At 65.5% G+C, this 18038-nt stretch carries 21 protein-coding genes; 6 read left to right on the forward strand and 15 right to left on the reverse strand.

Annotated elements, in window-relative coordinates:
* Positions 1-21: 21 nt before the first annotated feature.
* On the forward strand, positions 22-888 hold the full coding sequence (gene yddG / locus CFP68_RS06385) for an aromatic amino acid exporter YddG (RefSeq protein ID WP_099825977.1): 867 nt from the start codon (positions 22-24) through the stop codon (positions 886-888).
* Here the strand turns inward: yddG and CFP68_RS06390 are convergent.
* Together CFP68_RS06390 and CFP68_RS06395 are read right to left on the reverse strand one after the other, a co-directional pair.
* Positions 885-1052: a YdcH family protein gene (locus CFP68_RS06390; protein ID WP_099825979.1), complete on the reverse strand. Its 168-nt coding sequence runs from the start codon at positions 1050-1052 to the stop codon at positions 885-887. The two genes, yddG and CFP68_RS06390, sit on opposite strands and share 4 nt — an antisense overlap.
* A 319-nt stretch (positions 1053-1371) precedes the next feature.
* Positions 1372-1587: a putative signal transducing protein gene (locus CFP68_RS06395; RefSeq protein WP_099825981.1), complete on the reverse strand. Its 216-nt coding sequence runs from the start codon at positions 1585-1587 to the stop codon at positions 1372-1374.
* Between the two features lie 76 nt (positions 1588-1663).
* Between CFP68_RS06395 and CFP68_RS06400 the strand changes: the two genes are divergently transcribed.
* Entirely contained in the window at positions 1664-2662 is a 999-nt protein-coding gene (locus CFP68_RS06400; protein WP_099825983.1) for a polyprenyl synthetase family protein, read from the forward strand.
* A 93-nt stretch (positions 2663-2755) separates the two neighbouring features.
* On the opposite strand, the gene CFP68_RS06405 is transcribed toward CFP68_RS06400, so the two are convergent.
* The 4 genes from CFP68_RS06405 to CFP68_RS06420 all read right to left on the reverse strand — a co-directional run bounded on the left by CFP68_RS06405 (position 2756) and on the right by CFP68_RS06420 (position 8163).
* The gene (locus CFP68_RS06405; protein ID WP_099825985.1) at positions 2756-3583 is read right to left on the reverse strand and encodes a 4-(cytidine 5'-diphospho)-2-C-methyl-D-erythritol kinase; all 828 of its coding nucleotides are present in this window, start codon (positions 3581-3583) and stop codon (positions 2756-2758) included.
* On the reverse strand, positions 3576-5324 hold the full coding sequence (locus tag CFP68_RS06410) for a tetratricopeptide repeat protein (RefSeq protein ID WP_099825988.1): 1749 nt from the start codon (positions 5322-5324) through the stop codon (positions 3576-3578). Before CFP68_RS06410 ends, CFP68_RS06405 begins: the two co-directional genes overlap by 8 nt.
* Positions 5325-5426: 102 nt before the next feature.
* Entirely contained in the window at positions 5427-7079 is a 1653-nt protein-coding gene (locus CFP68_RS06415; RefSeq protein ID WP_099826220.1) for an electron transfer flavoprotein-ubiquinone oxidoreductase, read from the reverse strand.
* Between the two features lie 91 nt (positions 7080-7170).
* Complete coding sequence (locus CFP68_RS06420) at positions 7171-8163, reverse strand: phosphatase PAP2 family protein (RefSeq protein WP_099825990.1); 993 nt, start codon at positions 8161-8163, stop codon at positions 7171-7173.
* 168 nt (positions 8164-8331) lie between these two features.
* Here CFP68_RS06420 and greA point away from each other — a divergent pair, with 168 nt between their 5' ends.
* The gene (greA, locus tag CFP68_RS06425) at positions 8332-8802 is read left to right on the forward strand and encodes a transcription elongation factor GreA (protein WP_099825992.1); all 471 of its coding nucleotides are present in this window, start codon (positions 8332-8334) and stop codon (positions 8800-8802) included.
* A gap of 29 nt (positions 8803-8831) precedes the next feature.
* Positions 8832-9842, forward strand: coding sequence for a hypothetical protein (locus CFP68_RS06430; RefSeq protein ID WP_099825994.1), 1011 nt, complete (start codon positions 8832-8834; stop codon positions 9840-9842).
* A gap of 70 nt (positions 9843-9912) precedes the next feature.
* Here the strand turns inward: CFP68_RS06430 and CFP68_RS06435 are convergent, their stop codons facing one another.
* Genes CFP68_RS06435 through CFP68_RS06455 form a run of 5 tightly spaced genes read right to left on the reverse strand, consistent with a single transcriptional unit; the run spans position 9913 to position 14411 of the window.
* Entirely contained in the window at positions 9913-12033 is a 2121-nt protein-coding gene (locus tag CFP68_RS06435; protein ID WP_099825996.1) for a molybdopterin-binding protein, read from the reverse strand.
* Positions 12030-12524, reverse strand: coding sequence for a molybdopterin-guanine dinucleotide biosynthesis protein B (gene mobB, locus CFP68_RS06440; protein WP_099825998.1), 495 nt, complete (start codon positions 12522-12524; stop codon positions 12030-12032). The genes CFP68_RS06435 and mobB overlap by 4 nt, the downstream gene beginning before the upstream one ends.
* Positions 12521-13111, reverse strand: coding sequence for a molybdenum cofactor guanylyltransferase MobA (mobA, locus tag CFP68_RS06445; RefSeq protein WP_099826000.1), 591 nt, complete (start codon positions 13109-13111; stop codon positions 12521-12523). The genes mobB and mobA overlap by 4 nt, the downstream gene beginning before the upstream one ends.
* Complete coding sequence (locus CFP68_RS06450; RefSeq protein ID WP_099826002.1) at positions 13108-13542, reverse strand: hypothetical protein; 435 nt, start codon at positions 13540-13542, stop codon at positions 13108-13110. The genes mobA and CFP68_RS06450 overlap by 4 nt, the downstream gene beginning before the upstream one ends.
* Entirely contained in the window at positions 13542-14411 is an 870-nt protein-coding gene (locus CFP68_RS06455) for a formate dehydrogenase accessory sulfurtransferase FdhD (protein ID WP_099826004.1), read from the reverse strand. The genes CFP68_RS06450 and CFP68_RS06455 overlap by 1 nt, the downstream gene beginning before the upstream one ends.
* Before the next feature lie 91 nt (positions 14412-14502).
* On the opposite strand from CFP68_RS06455, the gene CFP68_RS06460 reads away from it, so the two are divergent.
* Together CFP68_RS06460 and CFP68_RS06465 are read left to right on the forward strand one after the other, a co-directional pair.
* Entirely contained in the window at positions 14503-15231 is a 729-nt protein-coding gene (locus CFP68_RS06460) for an AzlC family ABC transporter permease (RefSeq protein ID WP_099826006.1), read from the forward strand.
* Positions 15228-15557 carry an AzlD domain-containing protein gene (locus tag CFP68_RS06465; protein ID WP_099826008.1) on the forward strand — a complete coding sequence of 110 codons (330 nt, stop codon included), beginning with the start codon at positions 15228-15230 and terminating at the stop codon, positions 15555-15557. Before CFP68_RS06460 ends, CFP68_RS06465 begins: the two co-directional genes overlap by 4 nt.
* Before the next feature lie 6 nt (positions 15558-15563).
* On the opposite strand, the gene CFP68_RS06470 is transcribed toward CFP68_RS06465, so the two are convergent.
* The 4 genes from CFP68_RS06470 to CFP68_RS18570 form a co-directional block, all read right to left on the reverse strand.
* Positions 15564-16184 carry a hypothetical protein gene (locus CFP68_RS06470; protein WP_099826010.1) on the reverse strand — a complete coding sequence of 207 codons (621 nt, stop codon included), beginning with the start codon at positions 16182-16184 and terminating at the stop codon, positions 15564-15566.
* 10 nt (positions 16185-16194) lie between these two features.
* Complete coding sequence (locus CFP68_RS06475; RefSeq protein WP_099826012.1) at positions 16195-16329, reverse strand: aa3-type cytochrome c oxidase subunit IV; 135 nt, start codon at positions 16327-16329, stop codon at positions 16195-16197.
* A gap of 95 nt (positions 16330-16424) precedes the next feature.
* A complete protein-coding gene (locus CFP68_RS06480) occupies positions 16425-16910 on the reverse strand; it encodes a DUF6173 family protein (RefSeq protein WP_099826014.1) in 486 nt (161 codons plus the stop codon).
* 78 nt (positions 16911-16988) lie between these two features.
* A complete protein-coding gene (locus CFP68_RS18570) occupies positions 16989-18017 on the reverse strand; it encodes a hypothetical protein (RefSeq protein WP_099826016.1) in 1029 nt (342 codons plus the stop codon).
* Positions 18018-18038 lie beyond the last annotated feature (21 nt).

Below are 18038 nucleotides of genomic sequence, written 5' to 3' on the forward strand. Positions count from 1 at the left end.
ACTCCTGCATCGGGACGCTTCATGAACCGCACGCGCGCGACCCTTGTCGGCTTTGCGGCGATCCTTCTGTGGTCACTGCTGGCCTTGCTGACGGTCAAATCCGCCCCTGTTCCACCATTTCAACTCAACGCGCTCTGCTTCGCGATCGGCGGAGGCCTGGGGTTGCTGTGGCTTGGCCTGACCGGCCGGCTGCATCAGCTGCGTGGGATTCCGTGGACCGTCTATGCCTTCGGCACTTTTGGACTTTTCGGCTATCACGCGCTGTATTTCTCGGCACTGCGGCTCGCTCCGCCGGCCGAAGCGGGTCTGATCGCCTATCTCTGGCCGTTGTTGATCGTGCTGTTTTCGGGCCTGTTGCCTGGCGAAACCCTGCGGCGTGGGCATGTCCTTGGAGCGCTGGCGGGATTCGCGGGGGCCGCGGCGATCATCGGGCGCAGCGAAGTCGCCTTTGACGGGCCACAGATGTGGGGGTATGCGCTGGCCCTGCTCTGCGCATTGTTCTGGAGCGGTTATTCCGTGATTTCGCGCACGTTGAACGACATTCCGACCGTTTCGGTCGTGATGTTCTGCGTCGCGGCAGCGATCCTGTCGGCCGTCGCGCACGTCTTTGCCGAAGTGACGGCCTGGCCGGTGGCCACATCGGGCTGGCTGGCCATCATTCTCCTTGGCGCCGGGCCTGTGGGCTGCGCGTTTTTCGCCTGGGACATCGGGATGAAGCGGGGCGACATCCAACTGCTGGGCGTGACGTCATATGCCGCGCCGGTGCTGTCGACAGTGTTCCTGGTCGGTGCCGGCATTGCCGATCCGACACCGACCCTCGTGATTGCCGCGGTGTTGATCACCGGCGGCGCTGCGCTGGCCGCGCGGGCCAGCGCCCAAAGAACCTAATTCGAGGCGAGACGTTCGATCTGCTGTTTCAGATGCAGTTTCTTCTTCTTCAACTCGGTGATCGCAAGATCGTCCGTGGCGGGACTGCGCTGGGCCGCCTCGACTTGATCCGACAGTTTCTGGTGCTTTTTGCGAAGCTCCTGCACATGCGAACTCAGGTTCATGGTCGTCCTCCTGTGAAAACTTGGGCAGGATCAGTGCACCACAGATCGGGCGATCTGTCATCTGTTCGTTGGCGGATCGGCAGGATTTCGGCAGAGTATTTCGCTCGGATAAGCGGCAAACTGTCGCTAAACTCGAACGCGCCCGTTTCTACCGGAGGTTCATCTTGGAAAACGGCGCGGCGGTTCTTATTTATTGACGTCTGCCCAATGCGGCGTGGGTCATCTGCGCAATTTATGGGCGGCGACGGATTCCTCCCCACGACTCACCCGATGATGGCCTGCGCGTCATGGCGACAGACCGCGTCCGGGCGCGCAGCGGTCATCCCGTCGGTTCGATATCGTTGTCACGCAGAACCAACCGGGCGCGGTGCAGATCCGCATCGCGCACCATCAGGCGGCGCGGCAGCACCCCGATCGAGCCTTCGAGGACGCTCATATGGACGTCCATCTCAAAGCAATCTATATCCTCCCCACCAAGGAGCGCAGTGGCAAAGGCAATGACCGTCGGGTCGCTGGTGCGGAGCAGTTCCTTCATGCCAGAGACTAGAGGACAGACCGTGCGGTTTGTCGACCCCGGACACGCGCAGAATGTCAGAAACGGAAGCCACGCCATGACCCCGGATACCGCCGAAGCGAAACCGCACGAGCGTTTGGCCGCCGCGTTGGCCGACGAGCTGGAAGCAGTCAACGTGTTGATTCGCGAACGCATGGCCAGCGAGAACGCCCCGCGCATCCCCGAGGTGACCGCCCATCTGATCGAAGCCGGCGGCAAACGCATCCGCCCCATGCTGACCTTGGCCGCCGCGCGGCTATCAGGCTATGAGGGCCCCTATCACATCCATCTGGCCGCCACGGTCGAGTTCATCCATACCGCCACGCTGCTGCACGACGATGTGGTCGACGAAAGCGGCCAGCGGCGCGGGCGCCCCACGGCCAACCTGTTGTGGGACAACAAGTCTTCGGTGCTGGTCGGCGATTACCTGTTTGCGCGGTCGTTTCAGTTGATGGTGGAAACGGGATCCCTGCGGGTGCTGGACATCCTGGCCAATGCCTCGGCCACGATTGCCGAAGGCGAGGTCCTGCAACTGACGGCCGCGCAGGACCTTGCGACGCTGGAAGACACCTATCTGAAGATCGTGCGCGGCAAGACGGCGGCACTGTTTTCGGCCGCCACCCAGGTCGGCGGGATCGTCGCCGGCGCATCGGAGGAGCGGATCGCGGCGCTGTTCACCTATGGCGATGCCCTGGGGGTCGCCTTTCAGATGGTCGATGACCTTCTGGACTGGACCGGCGGGACCGTGATTGGGAAGAACATCGGTGACGACTTCCGCGAGCGCAAGCTGACCCTGCCGGTGATCCGCGCCGTTGCGGCGGCCGACACCGGCGAATGGGCGTTCTGGGTGCGCACCATCGGCAAGGGCAAGCAGGAAGACGGCGATCTGGAACGTGCGCTGGAGTTGCTGCAGGCCCATGGCACCCTGGAAAGCACCCGGCTTACCGCGCTGGGATGGATCGACACGGCGAAATCCGCCCTGGACGTGATGCCGGACGATCCGTTGCGCGACATGTTGCGCGACCTTGCCGATTACGTCGTCGCGCGCATCCTCTGATCCGACAGCGTGATCCAATCGAGGCGCCGGTGGCGCCACGGCATTTGCGCCGGCCCCGGACTTCGCCGGGACCGGCGCGGTTGGTGCATTCCGTCAGGCGAGGGTGCAGGCCGTCACCCACCAGTCGGGGTGGGCAAGTTGCACCTCATCCGCCGCATCGCCAGCCGCCGCATCGCTTTTATACAGCCCAAAGCAGGTCGCACCGGACCCCGACATTCGCACCAGAACGGGCGGAACGCGCGTGGTCTGCAGTTGCTTGAGCACGGTGTTGACGACCGGGCAGCACGCGATGGCCGGCGCCTGAAGGTCGTTGCGCTGGCACGCCAGGAACCCGATCAGGGGGTCGGCACGGGACAGGTCGGGCAAACGCACGGGCATCGGCTCGTTGTTCTTGCGACCAAGCCTGTTGAACACATCGGGTGTGGCCACGGCGGTTCCGGGATTGACGAGAACGGCGTGCAGCCGCGGAAGCCGTGGCAAGGGGGCGATCCGTTCGCCGATCCCGCCCATACGGCACGCGCGCGCGGTCAGGCACACCGGCACATCCGCCCCCAGACGGGCGGGATCGGCCGGCATGGGCCGGCCATCGAGCGCGTGGAGTGCGCGCAGGGTCGCCGCCGCATCGGCGGATCCACCCCCGATGCCCGCCGCCGTCGGTAGGGTCTTGATCAACGTGATCGCCGCCGGCCGACCCCCCATCAGACGGGCAGCCCGCAACACCAGGTTGTCCGCCCCCCGCGGCACATCCGCCGCCATGGGGCCGGTGACGTTCAGTGACCATTCATCGGCAGCGTGCACCGTGATCCGATCCCCCACATCGGCGAACATCACCAGAGAATCCAGCAGATGATAGCCGTCGTCGCGTTGGCCGGTGATGTGCAGGGTCAGGTTGATCTTGGCGGGCGCGAAGGCCTCAGCCATCGCTGGCGACCTTCAGGGGATCCTCGCCTTCCTCCTCGAGCACACGGTCCAGTCCGACCTCGAGCTTGCGGCGGATGCGATCGGGATCGACGTCGTTATCAGGGTCGTCGGCCTTGACGAAGGACAGCGCGCGCTTCCACTGGAACCGCGCCTCGAGTTCGCGGCCCACCGCCCAATAGACATCGCCCAGGTGATCATTCACCACCGCGTCCACCGGCATCAGTTCGACCGCGCGTTCCATCGGCGCGACAGCTTCCTCATAGCGCCCGAGCCGGTAATAGACCCAGCCAAGGCTGTCGGCGATTGCGCCGCTTTGCGGACGGGCCGCGGCGGCGCGACGGATCATGTCCAGCGCTTCGTCCAGGTTGCCTTCCTTTTCGACATAGGAATACCCCAGATAATTCAGGACCTGCGGTTCATCGGGGTTCAATTCCAGCGCCTTGCGAAAATCCGCCTCGGCCTCGGGCCAGCGGTCCAGCCGCTCAAGCGCGATGGCGCGGGCGAAATACACGATCCACTGGCCTTGCTCGTCTTCCTCGAACAACTCGATCGCGGCATCATAGGCCGGGATCGCCTCGGCGTATCGCTGTTCCTCGCGCAGGAAATCTCCCAGCGTCACCTCAAGCAGTGCCAGGTCGGGGCGCGCCCGGGTCAGATCACGCAGAACACCGATGGCGCCGTCCACGTCGCCCCCCCGGCGCAGCGCGCGCGCCCGGCCAAGCTCGGCCGCATCCCATGCGGAATCGGTTTCGGGAATGGTGGCGTAAACTTCGATCGCCAGATCGTGCAGGTCCAGATTGTCCAGTATTCCGGCGGTCAGCAGGCTGGCATCGATGTGACCCGGCCGCAGGTGGCTGGCCATGCGGGCATAGAGCAGCGTGTAATTCGCCGACGCCTCGCCGCGCAGCGCGTTCGCGATCGAGAAATAGACCTCGGCCACGCCATCGACGGCCGTCGGCGTCACGTCGAACGGCAAGCGTTCGCCGCGTGTCAGTCGTGCGATCAGCTCTTCCAGCGCGCGGTCGACGTTGGCGCCGAACGCGTCCTGAAGCAGCGCCAGCGCCTCGGCCTGGCGATCAAGCTGCGACAGGATCTGGACGTGGGCGACAATGCCCCGCCGGCTGAGGGGGATGCCCCCGTCTGCCGGATCCGACAGGATGGCATCGGCGCCAGCGTAATCGCCGCGCGACGCCAGCGCCAGCGCCTTGTGATACAGGCCGAACGCCCGGACACCCGGACTGGACGCCACGGTATCGAACTGCGCCATCGCGGCGTCATGCTGGGCGTCACCCACCAGGGCCCAGGCCTTGAGCAGACCGTCGAACAACGGGCCGACCGTCTGACCCGACTCGAGGTCGTTCAGGATATCGCCCCAGTCACCGCCTTTCGCGGCCTCGCCGATGATCACCAGGTTCGCGATCTGGTTTTCCAATCCGATCTGCACCATCTGGCGGGCGATGGTGGTCGCGCGGGCGACATCGCCAAGGCCCAGATAGGACGAGGTCGCGAACTCCAGGATGGCCGGATTCTTCGGATCGCGCGCCAATGCACGCGAAAAATACATCGCCGCCGCCTGAAAATCGTTATGGATCGACGCCTGACGCGCGGCCATGTAGGCGCCGGCGTTGATGCCCGCCTCCGGCCCCGCCGCGGAAGGATGCGGCGTGATAGCCCCGGCCGACACGACGCCCAGGGCAAGAACGGATACGGCGAGGCGGCGAAACGAAAGTCGTGTCGGCATGGTGTCGGTTCCTGTCGCGATATGCGGATGCCCGAAACTTAGTCGCGCCGACGCCACCTGTCCATGCAGGGCGCCAAAACTGCCGCCCTGCTGACGCAAGCGTTACATGTTGGGATAGTTCGGGCCATCGCCCCCCTGCGGCACGGTCCAGACGATATTCTGGCTGGGATCCTTGATGTCGCAGGTCTTGCAATGCACGCAGTTCTGGAAGTTGATGACGAACCGCGGACGCTTGCCCTCTTCGATGACGAACTCATAGACGCCCGCCGGACAATACCGCGCCGAAGGCCCGGCGTATTCGGCGAGGTTCACGTCGACCGGAATGTCGGGGTCTTTCAGTTTCAGGTGCGAAGGCTGGTTTTCTTCGTGGTTCGTCATCGAGAAGCTGACGTTGGTCAGCCGGTCGAACGACAGCTTTCCGTCCGGCTTGGGATAATCGATGGGCTTGAAGTCGTATTTCTTGCCCGTCGCCGCGGCGTCGGTCTTGCCATGCTTCAGCGTGCCCAGAACCGAGAAGTTGGCCAGGTGGTTCGTCCACATGTCCATGCCGCCCACCGCCAGCGACGCCGCCAGCCCATAGCGCGACCAGAGCGGTTTGACGTTGCGCACCTTCTTCAGATCCTGCCCCACCGGCCCGCTTTTCAGATCGGCCTCGTAGGTGTCCAGCGTATCGCCCGCGCGGCCGGCGGCGATCGCCTCGTGCGCCTTTTCCGCCGCCAGCTTGCCCGACAGCATCGCGTTGTGATTGCCCTTGATGCGCGGCACGTTCACCAGGCCGGCCGCGCACCCCAGAAGCGCGCCGCCCGGAAACGCGGTTTTCGGGATCGACTGGTAACCGCCTTCGGAAATCGCCCGCGCCCCGTAAGCCACCCGCTTGCCGCCTTCCAGAAGGTTGGCCACCATCGGGTGATGCTTGAAGCGCTGAAACTCCATGTAGGGGTAAACATAGGGGTTTTCGTAATTCAGGTGCACGACGAACCCGACATACACCTGGTTGTTGTCGAGGTGATAGATGAAGGATCCGCCCCCCGCATTGCCGCCCAAGGGCCACCCCATGGTGTGCACGACGCGGCCCGGGCTGTGCTTCTCGGGGTCGATCTCCCAGATTTCCTTCATGCCGAGGCCGTATTTCTGAACATCGCAATCGCGGTCCAGATCGTATTTCGCGATCACCTGCTTGGACAGCGATCCGCGCACCCCTTCGCCCAGAAAGACGTATTTGCCGTGCAGCTCCATGCCCGGTTCGTATCCCGGCCCTTCGCTGCCATCGGGGTTGCGTCCGAATTCCCCGGCGACGACGCCCTTCACCTCGCCGGCGTCGCCGAACACCAGTTCCGAACACGCCATGCCGGGAAAGACCTCGACGCCCAACGCCTCGGCCTGTTCGGCCAGCCAGCGACAGACATTGCCCATGGACACGATATAATTGCCGTGATTGCTCATCAGGCCGGGCATGGCGATGTTGGGCACGCGGAACCGGCCGCCCTCGCCCAGCAGGTAGAAATCGTCGGACGCCACGGGCACCGTCACGGGCGCGCCCATGTCGCGCCATTCGGGCAGCAGCGCGTCCAGCCCCGAAGGATCCAGAATCGCGCCCGACAGGATGTGCGCACCGACCTCGGACCCCTTCTCAAGGACCACGACATCCAGATCGGCATCAAGCTGTTTCAGGCGGATCGCCGCCGACAGGCCCGCGGGCCCTGCCCCCACGATCACAACGTCATATTCCATCGACTCGCGTTCGTGTTCGGCCAAGGCGCCATCCTCCTGAAACTGTCGCAATCCGTGGCGGATCCGTTGCGACGACTATGCAAAGCCTGCCCGCGGGGTCAATCGCGACCCGCCGTCAGAGCGCGCGACCGCGGTTCTGTGCCACAGGCATCGCCGCAGCCCCGGGGGCCGCCGCGCGCCGCCACAGCCAGAGCCGCAGCGCGACGACCGTGATGATCGAGAAATAACCGTCGATGGCGTAATGCCAGCCCAGATGCACCGACAGGATCTGATAGCCGGCGACCATGACGACCATCGGAACGATGGCAAGCCGCCAGCGTTCACTGACATAGAGCGCGATCAGCGTCGCCAGCGCCACATGCACGCTGGGAAACGCGGAGATGCCCGAGCCGAGGGTTTGCGATCCCGACACGTAATTGTCCCACAGCAGCGACTGGATCGCGCCAAGGCTGCTGGCAAGAAACCCCTTTTCGGCCAGCACCTCCATCAGGGGCGCGAACCGCGTGCCGCCCAGAAGCCGGTCATGGAAAACCGGGCCCGCCGACATGAAGATCAGCGCGAAAACGGTGCCGATCCCGACCCAGGCCCAGACATACAGCGTCAGATAGGCACGGATGCGCGCCCGGTCGTTGTCCAGCAGCACCAGGAAAACCGGGAAATAAAGCGCGGGAATCAGCCAGATTGCCACGTAATAGATCTGAAACCAGCGCGGCGACCAGTTCGGCAAAAGCGCATGGGTGATGCGCCAGGGGTCGATGCCGAAATGCAGAACGCGGTCGATCTCGGCCATGGGCGGATCCGCCCAGAACGGTATCAGGAACGGCAACGACGTCTTGATCACCGTGAAACTCAGGAAAAATGCCGAGGCCGTCACGACCATCACCAGCGCCCGCCCGACGCGACCGGCCAACCCCTGCCGCGGCACGAGGAAGATCGCGGCAGCGCACAGCATGATCGCCCAGATTCCGCTGCGCGGCAAAATCATCAGCAGGCCGGGCACGCTTGCAATCGCGTCCGAGACGATTTCCCCCGGATCATCCCGAAAGAAATAGACGACCGATACCGCGAACACGCAATACAGCACGGTAAATCGAACGAATGCCTGCATCCTGTCCCGGCCCGATACTGAACCGCCTCCTGTCGTGCCGTCTTGCGGCGTACTGCCCGTTTTCGGCAAAACTAAGCCGTCTCGCGGGCAGGCCACTATTGACTTTGTGCCCGAGGCTTGGATTAACAGCCAAGTGTTGCCCAAATCTTTCAACCGGATACCGTTACCATGGACAAGATCCCGCTGACCAAAGCAGGCCAGACCGCACTGAACGTGGAGCTCAAGACGCTGAAAAGCGTGGAACGCCCGGCGATCATTCGCGCGATCGCCGAAGCGCGCGAACATGGGGACCTGTCCGAAAACGCCGAATATCATTCGGCCAAGGAAAAGCAGTCGTTCATCGAAGGGCGAATCAAGGAAATCGAGGGCATCCTGTCGCTGGCCGATGTCATCGACACCTCGAAGATGTCCGGCACGATCAAGTTCGGCGCCCGCGTCACCCTGGTCGATGAAGACACGGACGAAGAAAAGACGTATCAGATCGTCGGCGAACCCGAAGCCAACCTCGAAGCCGGCAAGCTGAACATCAAGTCACCGCTTGCCCGCGCCCTAATCGGCAAGGACGAGGGCGACAGCGTCGAAGTCCGCACACCGGGCGGCGAAAAAAGCTACGAAGTCCTCAAGATCGTCTACAGCTGACCGGACTCGACGGTTCGGAAAGGACCACCATGGCCGGAACAGACCCCGAACGCCGGATCGACCTCGGCCTTTATGCCAAGTCCGCAAGACAGGGCGGCATGGGCAATTTCGAGGCGATCGCGATCGCGTTGACCCTTCTGTGGCTGGCCGCCGCCGGAGTGTTCTTCTTCGTCTTCGCCCGCGCGTCGAGCGAATTCGACGCGCTGCGCTTCATCGTGACCGCCCTGACGATCTTCATGCCCGTGGCGCTGATCTGGGTGGCGGCGACGGCCGCCCGCTCGGCCCGCACGATGCGCGAGGAATGCGACCGCCTGCACACCGCGATCGACGGCATCCGCCAGGTTTACCTCGCCCAGTTGAACACCGGGCAAACCGGCGCATCGCCCGAAGTCACGCGAAAACTGGGCGAAATTGCCGAAGCGCAGAAAAAGACCGAAACCGCGCTGGCCACGTTCTTTTCCGTGCGCAACGTGCCGCACCCGGCGATACAGCCGGCCCCGGCCCCCGCAGCCGGCACCGATCACCAGCCAAGCCTCGCACTCGAGACGCATCAGGACCAGGCCGCGCCGCCCCTGCCAAGCGAGGATTTCATTTCCGCGCTGCAATTCCCCGAGAGCCCCGAGGACAAGGAAGGCTTCCGCGCCCTGCGCCGCGCGCTCCAGGACCGACGCTCGGCACAACTGATCCAGGCGGCACAGGATATCCTGACCCTGCTGAGCCAGGATGGCATCTACATGGACGACCTGCGCCCCGACCGCGCCCGCCCGGAAATCTGGCGCCGGTTTGCACAGGGCGAACGGGGCCGCCCGGTGGCCAGCCTCGGCGGAATCCGCGACCGCTCCTCGCTGGCGCTGTCCTCCGCGCGGATGCGGTCCGACACGATCTTTCGGGACGCGGCGCACCATTTCCTGCGCAAGTTCGACCACATCTTCTCCGAGTTCGAAAAAACCGCCACGGACGCGGAGATCGTCGCGCTGACCGATACCCGAACGGCCCGCGCCTTCATGTTGCTGGGCCGTGTCACCGGCACCTTCGACTGAACGCGCGCCCGGTCTTCTTACTGACCGAAATACTCCCGCCGGAGGCTCCGGCGCCGCCCAAGCCCACCCCTCAGAGGCCGAAGCTGCCATAGGGCAGAAACCGCACCGGATCTCCCGGTGCGACAGTCATCGCCGGTTCGGGCAATTCGACCAACCCCTCGGCCCAGGCCAGCCCGGAAATCCGCCCCGACCCCTCGGATGCGAAAACCTCGGCCCGGCCCTCGCGGATCCGCGCCCGCAGGTATTCGCGTCGCCCCGCCTTCTTGCGCTTGGCGAAACCGGCGGGAACATCGAAGCCGACCGGGGTGGACCAGGCGCCGCCGCCCATCCGCGACAGCGCCGGGCGCGCGAAGATCAGCGCGCACACCAGGGCGGCGACCGGATTGCCCGGCAGACCGAACACGGGCATCCCCGACCACAGGCCCAGCGCCAGCGGCCGGCCTGGCTTCAGCGCGATCCGCCAGGCCTGCATCGATCCCGCCTTGCGCAACAGGGCCGAAACGTGATCCTCTTCCCCCGCCGAGGCACCGCCGGACGTCAGCACCACATCGGCGCGGGCGCGCGCCGCGTCCAGCGTCGCGCGCAGGGCGTCGCGGTCATCCCCAACGCACCCCAGATCGACCGCCTCGTGTCCCCAGCGTGTTGCCAGTGCCAGCAGCATGGGCCGGTTCGCGTCATAGGTGCGGGCCGGATCGTCGGTACTGCCCGGCGCGGCCAATTCATCGCCGGTCGACAGCACACCGACCCGCAGCCTGGCAAAAACCTCCAGATCGCGCTGACCGACCGCAGCGGCCAGGGCCAGGTCAGGGGGGCGCAAGATTTGCCCGCTCTCCAGGATCGGTGTGCCGGCCACGACATCTTCACCGGCGCGGCGGGTGTTGGCGCCTGCCTTCGGCAATGCCGCGAAACGCACCCGGCCTGACGCGACGGTGCAATCTTCCTGCATGACGATCGTGTCGACACCGGCGGGTACCAGTGCCCCCGTCAGGATGCGCACCGCGTGCTTTTCGGGCACGACGCCGGCATGGGGCGCACCGGCGGCCGCGCGCCCGTCGACGAGTTGAAGATCCTGCGCCCCCGGCGACAGTGCGCCATGGGCAAAGCCATAGCCATCGACGGCGGCATTTGCGCCCGGCGGGTTGGCCCGTGGCGCCAGGGGGGCCGTGGCCAGAATGCGCCCGTCGGCCCGATCCAGCGGCACGGTTTCAATGGCCGCGACCGGATGCAGACGATCCCGCAACACCGCCAGGGCCTCGTTCACCGGCGTCCAGTGGATCCCCGGCGGCAAAGCGAAACAATCGTCGGCCAGGGGCGGTGGCGCGGTGGCCCGCCCGCTGTCGGGTCGGCCATCGCGCGCCAGATCGGTCAGGCGCGCGCGATGCCCCGCGCCCAGGATCCACCCCTCCTCGGGCGCGTGCACCTCCATCATCGCGGCCAGTTCGCCGGCGGGCAGCGCGGCCAGCGCATGGGCCAACAGCCGCACCTGGTGGCTGTCGCGGATCCCCTCTCCCCTCGGGGGCAGGGCGTCTTCGATCAGACCCGGCCAGATCTCGGTCAGCACGGCAGGCGCATCTTGCCATTTCTCGAACGGCCAGACGGCCACACCGTCGATCCGTCGCAGGCGTGACAGCACCGGCAGGCCCATCAAGACTTGGCTGCCGACGGTCGGCGGAAACGCCAATTGCCAGACACTGGACGACGCCCGCGCCGCACGATCGCAGACGCGTTTCTCGGCCATGCCGTGGCCCTGACGCGCCAGCCCGCCATGGGGGATATCGGGAAACGCATCCCTGTCCGGCTTACCCCAGAACGGACCGATGCCGGGAAACATGCGGTTGAGGGCCGATGCCACCTCGAACCTGTTGTTCCGCCCTTTTTCGTCATCGGTGACGCGCTCTGCCAACCAGTCCCAGAGGCGTAGGGGATCATCGGTGCCGGTCACGATCCGCGCCATGCCCGCCGGATACCCGAACGGAAAATCGAATCCCGCCATCACCCGGCGTCCGGCCGCGATCTCGCTGTGCAAGCGCGCGCGCAGCCAGTCTTCGGCGGCGTGGCGGGTCGGCATGGGGATCGGATCTTCGCTGACATCATCACGGCTGATTCCGATCCAGATCGCGTCCTTTTCCACCCGCCGCACACCCTGTGCCGCCGACCAGTCGATGACCAGAACGGTGTCGAACCCTCTCACAGCCCGCTGTCCTGGGTGATGAAGTCGGCGATGGCGATGGTGTCGTCCAGATCGAACCGGGGCCGTCCGTTCAGCTCCAGCGGCGCATCCGACGCCACCGCCCGGATCGTGTCGTCGGTGTCGGCGATCAGTGGATGGCGGTTGACGGCGCGCCACGCCTCGATCTTGGGGTGCCGGTCGCGCTTCCAACCTTCGACCAGCGCCAGGTCGACCGGATCGAGCCGCGCGAGCAGTTCGGCCAACGTCGGCTCCGGCGCCTCGCGCAACTCGGTCATCAGGGCCCAGCGCGCGCCGGACACGGCCATCACCTGCCGCGCGCCGGCCGTCCGGTGGCGGTGGGTGTCCTTGCCCGGCTGGTCCACGTCAAAGGCATGGTGCGCATGTTTCAGCGTCGACACCGACACGCCCCGCGCCGTGAACTCGGCCACCAAGCGTTCCATCAACCCAGTCTTGCCGGCATTCTTCCAGCCGGTCACGCCATAGACGATCAAATCATGCCCTCCGCCCGGCTGAGATCTTCGGGCGTGTTGACGTTGAAGAACGGATCGGGCGCATCATCGAACACCGCTTCGGCGGCACCGTGGCGGTCCGTCCACAGAACGACCTTGCGCAATCCGCCGACGAGGGCCGCGCGCAGATCCTCGCGCAGGGCGACGGGCCACAGGCCGAACGTCGGCTGCCGGCCGTCCGGCGTCGCGGCCAGGGCGATCGGCACCGCGCCCCGTTCGGCCGCATCCAACAGGCGCACGACCAGATCGCAAGGAAAGAACGGCGTGTCGGCGGCTGCGGTCACGATGTGGTCGGCCCCCCGATCCGCGGCCCAGTCCAGCCCGGCCAGGACGCCGCCCAGCGGCCCGACGAAGCCGTCGATGCTGTCGGCGACCACGGGCAGGCCGATATCGGCGAAGCGCACCGGATCGCCGTTGGCATTCAACGCAAGGCCATCCACCTGCGGTTCGAGCCGGTCGATCACACGCGACAGGATGGTCTGCCCACCGAGGCGCAACAGCCCCTTGTCGCCACCGCCCATCCGGCGCGCCAGTCCACCGGCCAGGATCACACCTGCGGGTTGCTTCATGACGTCAACTCCAGTGCCGGCCATCCCGGCACGACCAACCGCGCGCAGACGGGCGCCAGAAGGATGGCAAGGCCCAGGATCATATGGATCATCGCCGCGGCAATCGCCACACCGATCAGGATAGCCAGCCCCCAGAGCCGAAACCGCCGTTCGTGATAGCGCGCATCGGCCGGCAGATCGGCGGCGGGCAGCCCGTGCAGCAGAACCCGCAACCGGGTCCGGCGCACCGGGAACACGCCCAGCGCGCCGCCCTGCCCGTCGGCGTTGGGATCGACGTTGCTGAACGGATGGGCGGTGGGCCAGTCCAGCCGCCGCAGCGCATCGGAGCCCAGCCGATGCAGGCTGTCGGCCAGGCGGAACCAATGGGCGCGACAGATGCTCAGCCCGACAAAGGCCAGCGCACCGCCGATCAGCACGACCATGATCTCCATCACTCGCCCCCCTTGCGGGCCATCTTGCGCGGCTCGTCCGGTACCGCCGAAAGGTCGGCATCTCGCACCAGCCGGTCGGCGCCCGACAGACAGACGAACCGCCGCCCCCGCATCCGGCCGATCAGGGTCAGCCCGATCCGGTTGGCGATCTCGACACCCCAGGCGGTGAACCCCGAGCGTGACGCCAGCACGGGGATGCCCATCAGCGCGGTCTTGATCACCATTTCGGACGTCAGCCGCCCGGTGGTATAGAGGATCTTGTCATCGGCGCGCACCTGTTCCGAGAACATCCAGCCGGCCACCTTGTCCACCGCGTTGTGGCGTCCGACGTCTTCCATATAGACCAGCGGCGCGTCCTGTCGGCACAGCACCGTGCCATGGATTGCCCCCGCCGTCAGATACAGTGACGGCGTGCGGTTGATCCGGTCGGCCAACGCATAGAGCCAAGATGTGCGCACCTCGGCGGCGGGCAGGGTCAGCCCCTCGATCCCTTCCATCATGTCACCGAACACGGTGCCCACGGCACAGCCCGACGTGCGGGTCTTCTTCTTCAGCTTTTCCTCAAAGCTGGTGGTGCCGTCGGTGCGCACGACCACCACCTGAAGATCGTCGTCATGGTCGATGCCCAGAACGGTTTCACCGTCACGCAGCATGCCCTGATTGCGCAGGAACCCCAGCGCAAGGTATTCGGGATGATCGCCGATGGTCATCGCCGTTACGATTTCGGCCCCGTTCAGATAGATCGTCAGCGGCCGTTCCTCGACCACCGACACGGGACCGACGGCACCGGTATGATCGACGCCCTGCACCATGCGCGTCAGGCCGCCACCGGTAGGATCGGGCGCGATCAGGTAGGGATCATTTGGCATTTGAACCTCGGGTATGGGGCGGCTAGAGACTGGTGGTTGGAGCCTAGAACATTTCAGGACCGACATGAATCGCAATCCGAGCAATACTGACATGACGGCTTCGCGAGTCGAAGCAGTCCGCAATCCGGTGCGTGCGGCGTTCTGGCGCGGCGCCCGGGACGGTGCGCCGTTCCTGTTGGTCGTCACGCCGTTCTCGCTGTTGTTCGGGGTGATGGCCGCCGAAAGCGGGCTGACCCTGACCCAGGCGATGGGGTTCAACTTCATCGTCGTGGCCGGTGCGTCACAGTTCATCGCGGTCAGCCTGATGGCCGACGACGCCCCCGCGCTGGTGGTGATGGCCACCGCCCTGGCGGTCAACCTGCGCATGGCGATGTATTCGGCGGCCCTGGTGCCGCATCTTGGCGCCGCACCTTTGTGGCAGCGCGCGCTGATCGCCTATATGAACACCGACCAGACCTATACCGTGTCGGTGCTGGAATACGAAAAGCGCCCCGAGATGCCGCTGGCCGAGAAGGTGACCTATTTCGTCGGGGCCGCCGCGCCGGTTCTGGCAGCCTGGTATGCCTTTGCCCTGGTCGGCGTGCTGGTGGGCGCGTCGATTCCGCCGGCCTTTGCGCTTGATTTCGCCTTGCCGATCACGTTCGTGGCACTGATCACGCCGATGCTCAGGACGCTGGCGCATGTGGCGGCGGCGGTGACGTCCATTGTCGTCGCGCTGTCGTTGACCTGGGTGCCTTCTGGTCTGGGTCTGCTGATCGCCGCCGCCTGTGCGATGGTCGTCGGCGCGCTGTTCGAAACCTGGTCGGAGCGACGCCGATGATCTATTCCACCATCGAAATCTGGGTCATCATCCTGGTGATCGGCGCCGGCACCTACCTGATCCGGTTCTCGTTCCTCGGGTTGATCGGGAAGCGCACCATGTCGCCGCTGGTGCTGCGTCTGCTGCGCTATACGCCTGTCGCGGTGATACCGGGGATGGTCGCGCCGCTGGTCCTGTGGCCCGCCGCGACCGGCGGCCAGCCCGACCTTGCGCGCAGCGCCGCCGCGCTGGTTGCGCTGGCGTTGGGGCTGGCCACCCGCAACACGCTTATGGCGATGGCGGGTGGCGCGGTGACCTTGTATTCGATGCTGTATCTGGTGGGCTGACGCCGCCTAGAACCCGGCTTGGGCGGCGGGCGTCGCGCGGATCACGCCGCTGTGGTTCTGGTCGACGTCATCGTCGGTGATGGTGCGCCCCTGCACGCCGGTGCGCTGGGCAAACGCCTCGCGCGTCTTGTTGGGATACCAGCTGACCGGGAAGCCTTCGAACCCGGGCAGTTGCGACAGGATCCGGCTGGTCGTCAGGGAACAGGTGGCATCGCCGGCGTTGCCCTGTGCCTGGATCAGTTGCAGGGCACGTTCGGCGACCTCGGGCGAAACGGTGACTTCCTGTTCCACGATCCGGTGCGATTCGCGGGCGTGATAATCGATATAGACCTTGCGCACGTCTTCGGTGATGCCGAACAGCACATCGTTGCGTTCGGGCACGCGCGGGTGCTTGAAGCTGCCGGCCGGATCCCAGAGGGCGCGCTGCGATCCGCTGACCAGAAGCGCGGTATGCGCCCCCGCACCCGACGTGTTGTTGATGACGGTGTAAAGCGTCAAAGAGGCCGGGCCGGGATGGCGGTAGGCCCGCGCCTGGACCTCTTCGATCGGGTCCAGGACAGCGGGCTTGCCACAGGCGGCAAGCACGACAAGGCACAGCGCCGCGAAGGCGCGCAAGACAACAGTCATGAAACCGCGTTCAGCCGTTGACGAGCGCAAGAAGGATCAGCGTCACGATGACGACGACAACGCTTCGGAAGGCGAACTTGACGAAACCCTCGAAGGTCTTCTCGTGCTCTTCGACATCCATCGTCCCGTGCTTGTGATCTGCCATTTGTGCAATCCTCGATAATACTGTGTCATCGCGGGGATAGACGATTCCGCGTGCCCTGTCACGGGCGTTCGCACTGTCGCGGCGGGGCTTCGACTTCAGGTTGCAGGCGGCGACACATCCGCGCCATCGTCTTCCAGGTCCGCCGTCAGGCGGAAGCCGATGCGGCTTGGCTTGTCCGCATGTTCGGGCTTGGCGATCGCGCGCAGCATGACATTCAGTTGTCCGACATGCTGGATCAGTTGCGTTCTGGCCCCGGCCGGGTCGGAGCCGTAGAAGGTGACGATGTCGGGGTCGTAATATCCCATCCCCTCGATCCGCATCACGCCCGACGCGCCACCGACAAACCCCATGGCGACCTCGTGATCGCTGTCCAATTGTTCCTCGAACGTGCGGATATAGAGCGCCAGTCGCTGATAGGCCCATTCCGCCGGGCTTTTTCGATCCACCGGTTTCTGTCCGGCCTTGCCGGGCAACACCTCGTTTTCGGCGCAGCGCGCTTCGGGGTCGGTGTGGACCGCGTGCGCGCGGGGCATTGCCGTTGCTTCAAGAGCTTCGGCAGCGGTCTGGATCGGATCGGCCATCAAGATACTCCGGTCTGCGCTTGCGCCGGAAGCCTACAGGTTCGCGGTTTGACCGCAAGGGCCGCCAAGGTCTGCGCGTCAGGCAAAAATGTCGGTGCGGTGATCGACGATGATGTCGCCGGGGCCGATATCGGGCATTCCAAGCAGGATGGCGACGGTCGCGCCGTCGATGCGCACCACGCCATCGCGCCCGTCGTCCGATGTGCTGATGTCCAGCGTGCCCTGCTCGGAGGACTGCGATGGATCGAGCGAGATGTGCAGAATGTCCTCTCCCGGTCTGAAATCCGCGACCGCGGCGAAGTCCGGACCCGTGTCGGACGGGTAAAGCCAATGGATGTCGCTGTCGGACGGCGCGTCCGTTTCCCCGTCCGGCAAGCCCGCGGTATCGCCGGGATCGTTGGCCGGCTGCCGGCCGTTGCGGAGCGCGTCCGGCTCGGGCGCCACATCATCCATCACGGGGTTCAGCACGGGGCCGGGAAAGGGTGCGGGGGGCGCCGGTCCTTCATCCTGCTCGGGATCTTCGGGAGACAAGGCCGGCGCATCCGTGTCGGCCGGCGGCGCGGGTTCTTCGCCGGCTTCGGGGTCTTCCGGTTGCAGGACAATGGGCGCCAGATCTTCGGGCGTTTCGATCCCCTCCATGACCGAGGACAGGGCGATATCGGCGTCCTGGGTGGGCGAACTCGCGTCGCTGACGCGAAGATAGATATCATCCACCGGCACGGCATCCAAACCGTCGAACCGGATTTCGACGGCCCCGTCATCGGTGACAAACCCCAGGCTCGACGTGTTGGTCTCGTCGTCCGTGGTCAGCGAGAAATCCTGGGCGCTGTCGGGGATCGTGACGGTCAACGTGTCGACACCGGGATTGAACGCCTCGACCAACGTGACTCCCGGGCGGGGATCCGCAAACAGGTCGATCCCGTCATCCGGCTGTTGTTCCGGGTCGTCGTCGGGGGGCGTGGCATGATCGAGCATGGACTCTTCGTCGCCGTCGGCCCCGTTGTCGGGATCATCGTCGGTATCGTCGGCGCTTCCGCGCAGAATTTCCATCAGGTCGGGCATGGCCGATGCGGCGATCACCCCGAGAAACAACAATCCGGCCAACATCGACGACTCCCGTGAAACCTG

This window comes from Oceaniglobus indicus (assembly GCF_002751875.1).
Taxonomy (GTDB): Bacteria; Pseudomonadota; Alphaproteobacteria; order Rhodobacterales; family Rhodobacteraceae; genus Oceaniglobus; species Oceaniglobus indicus.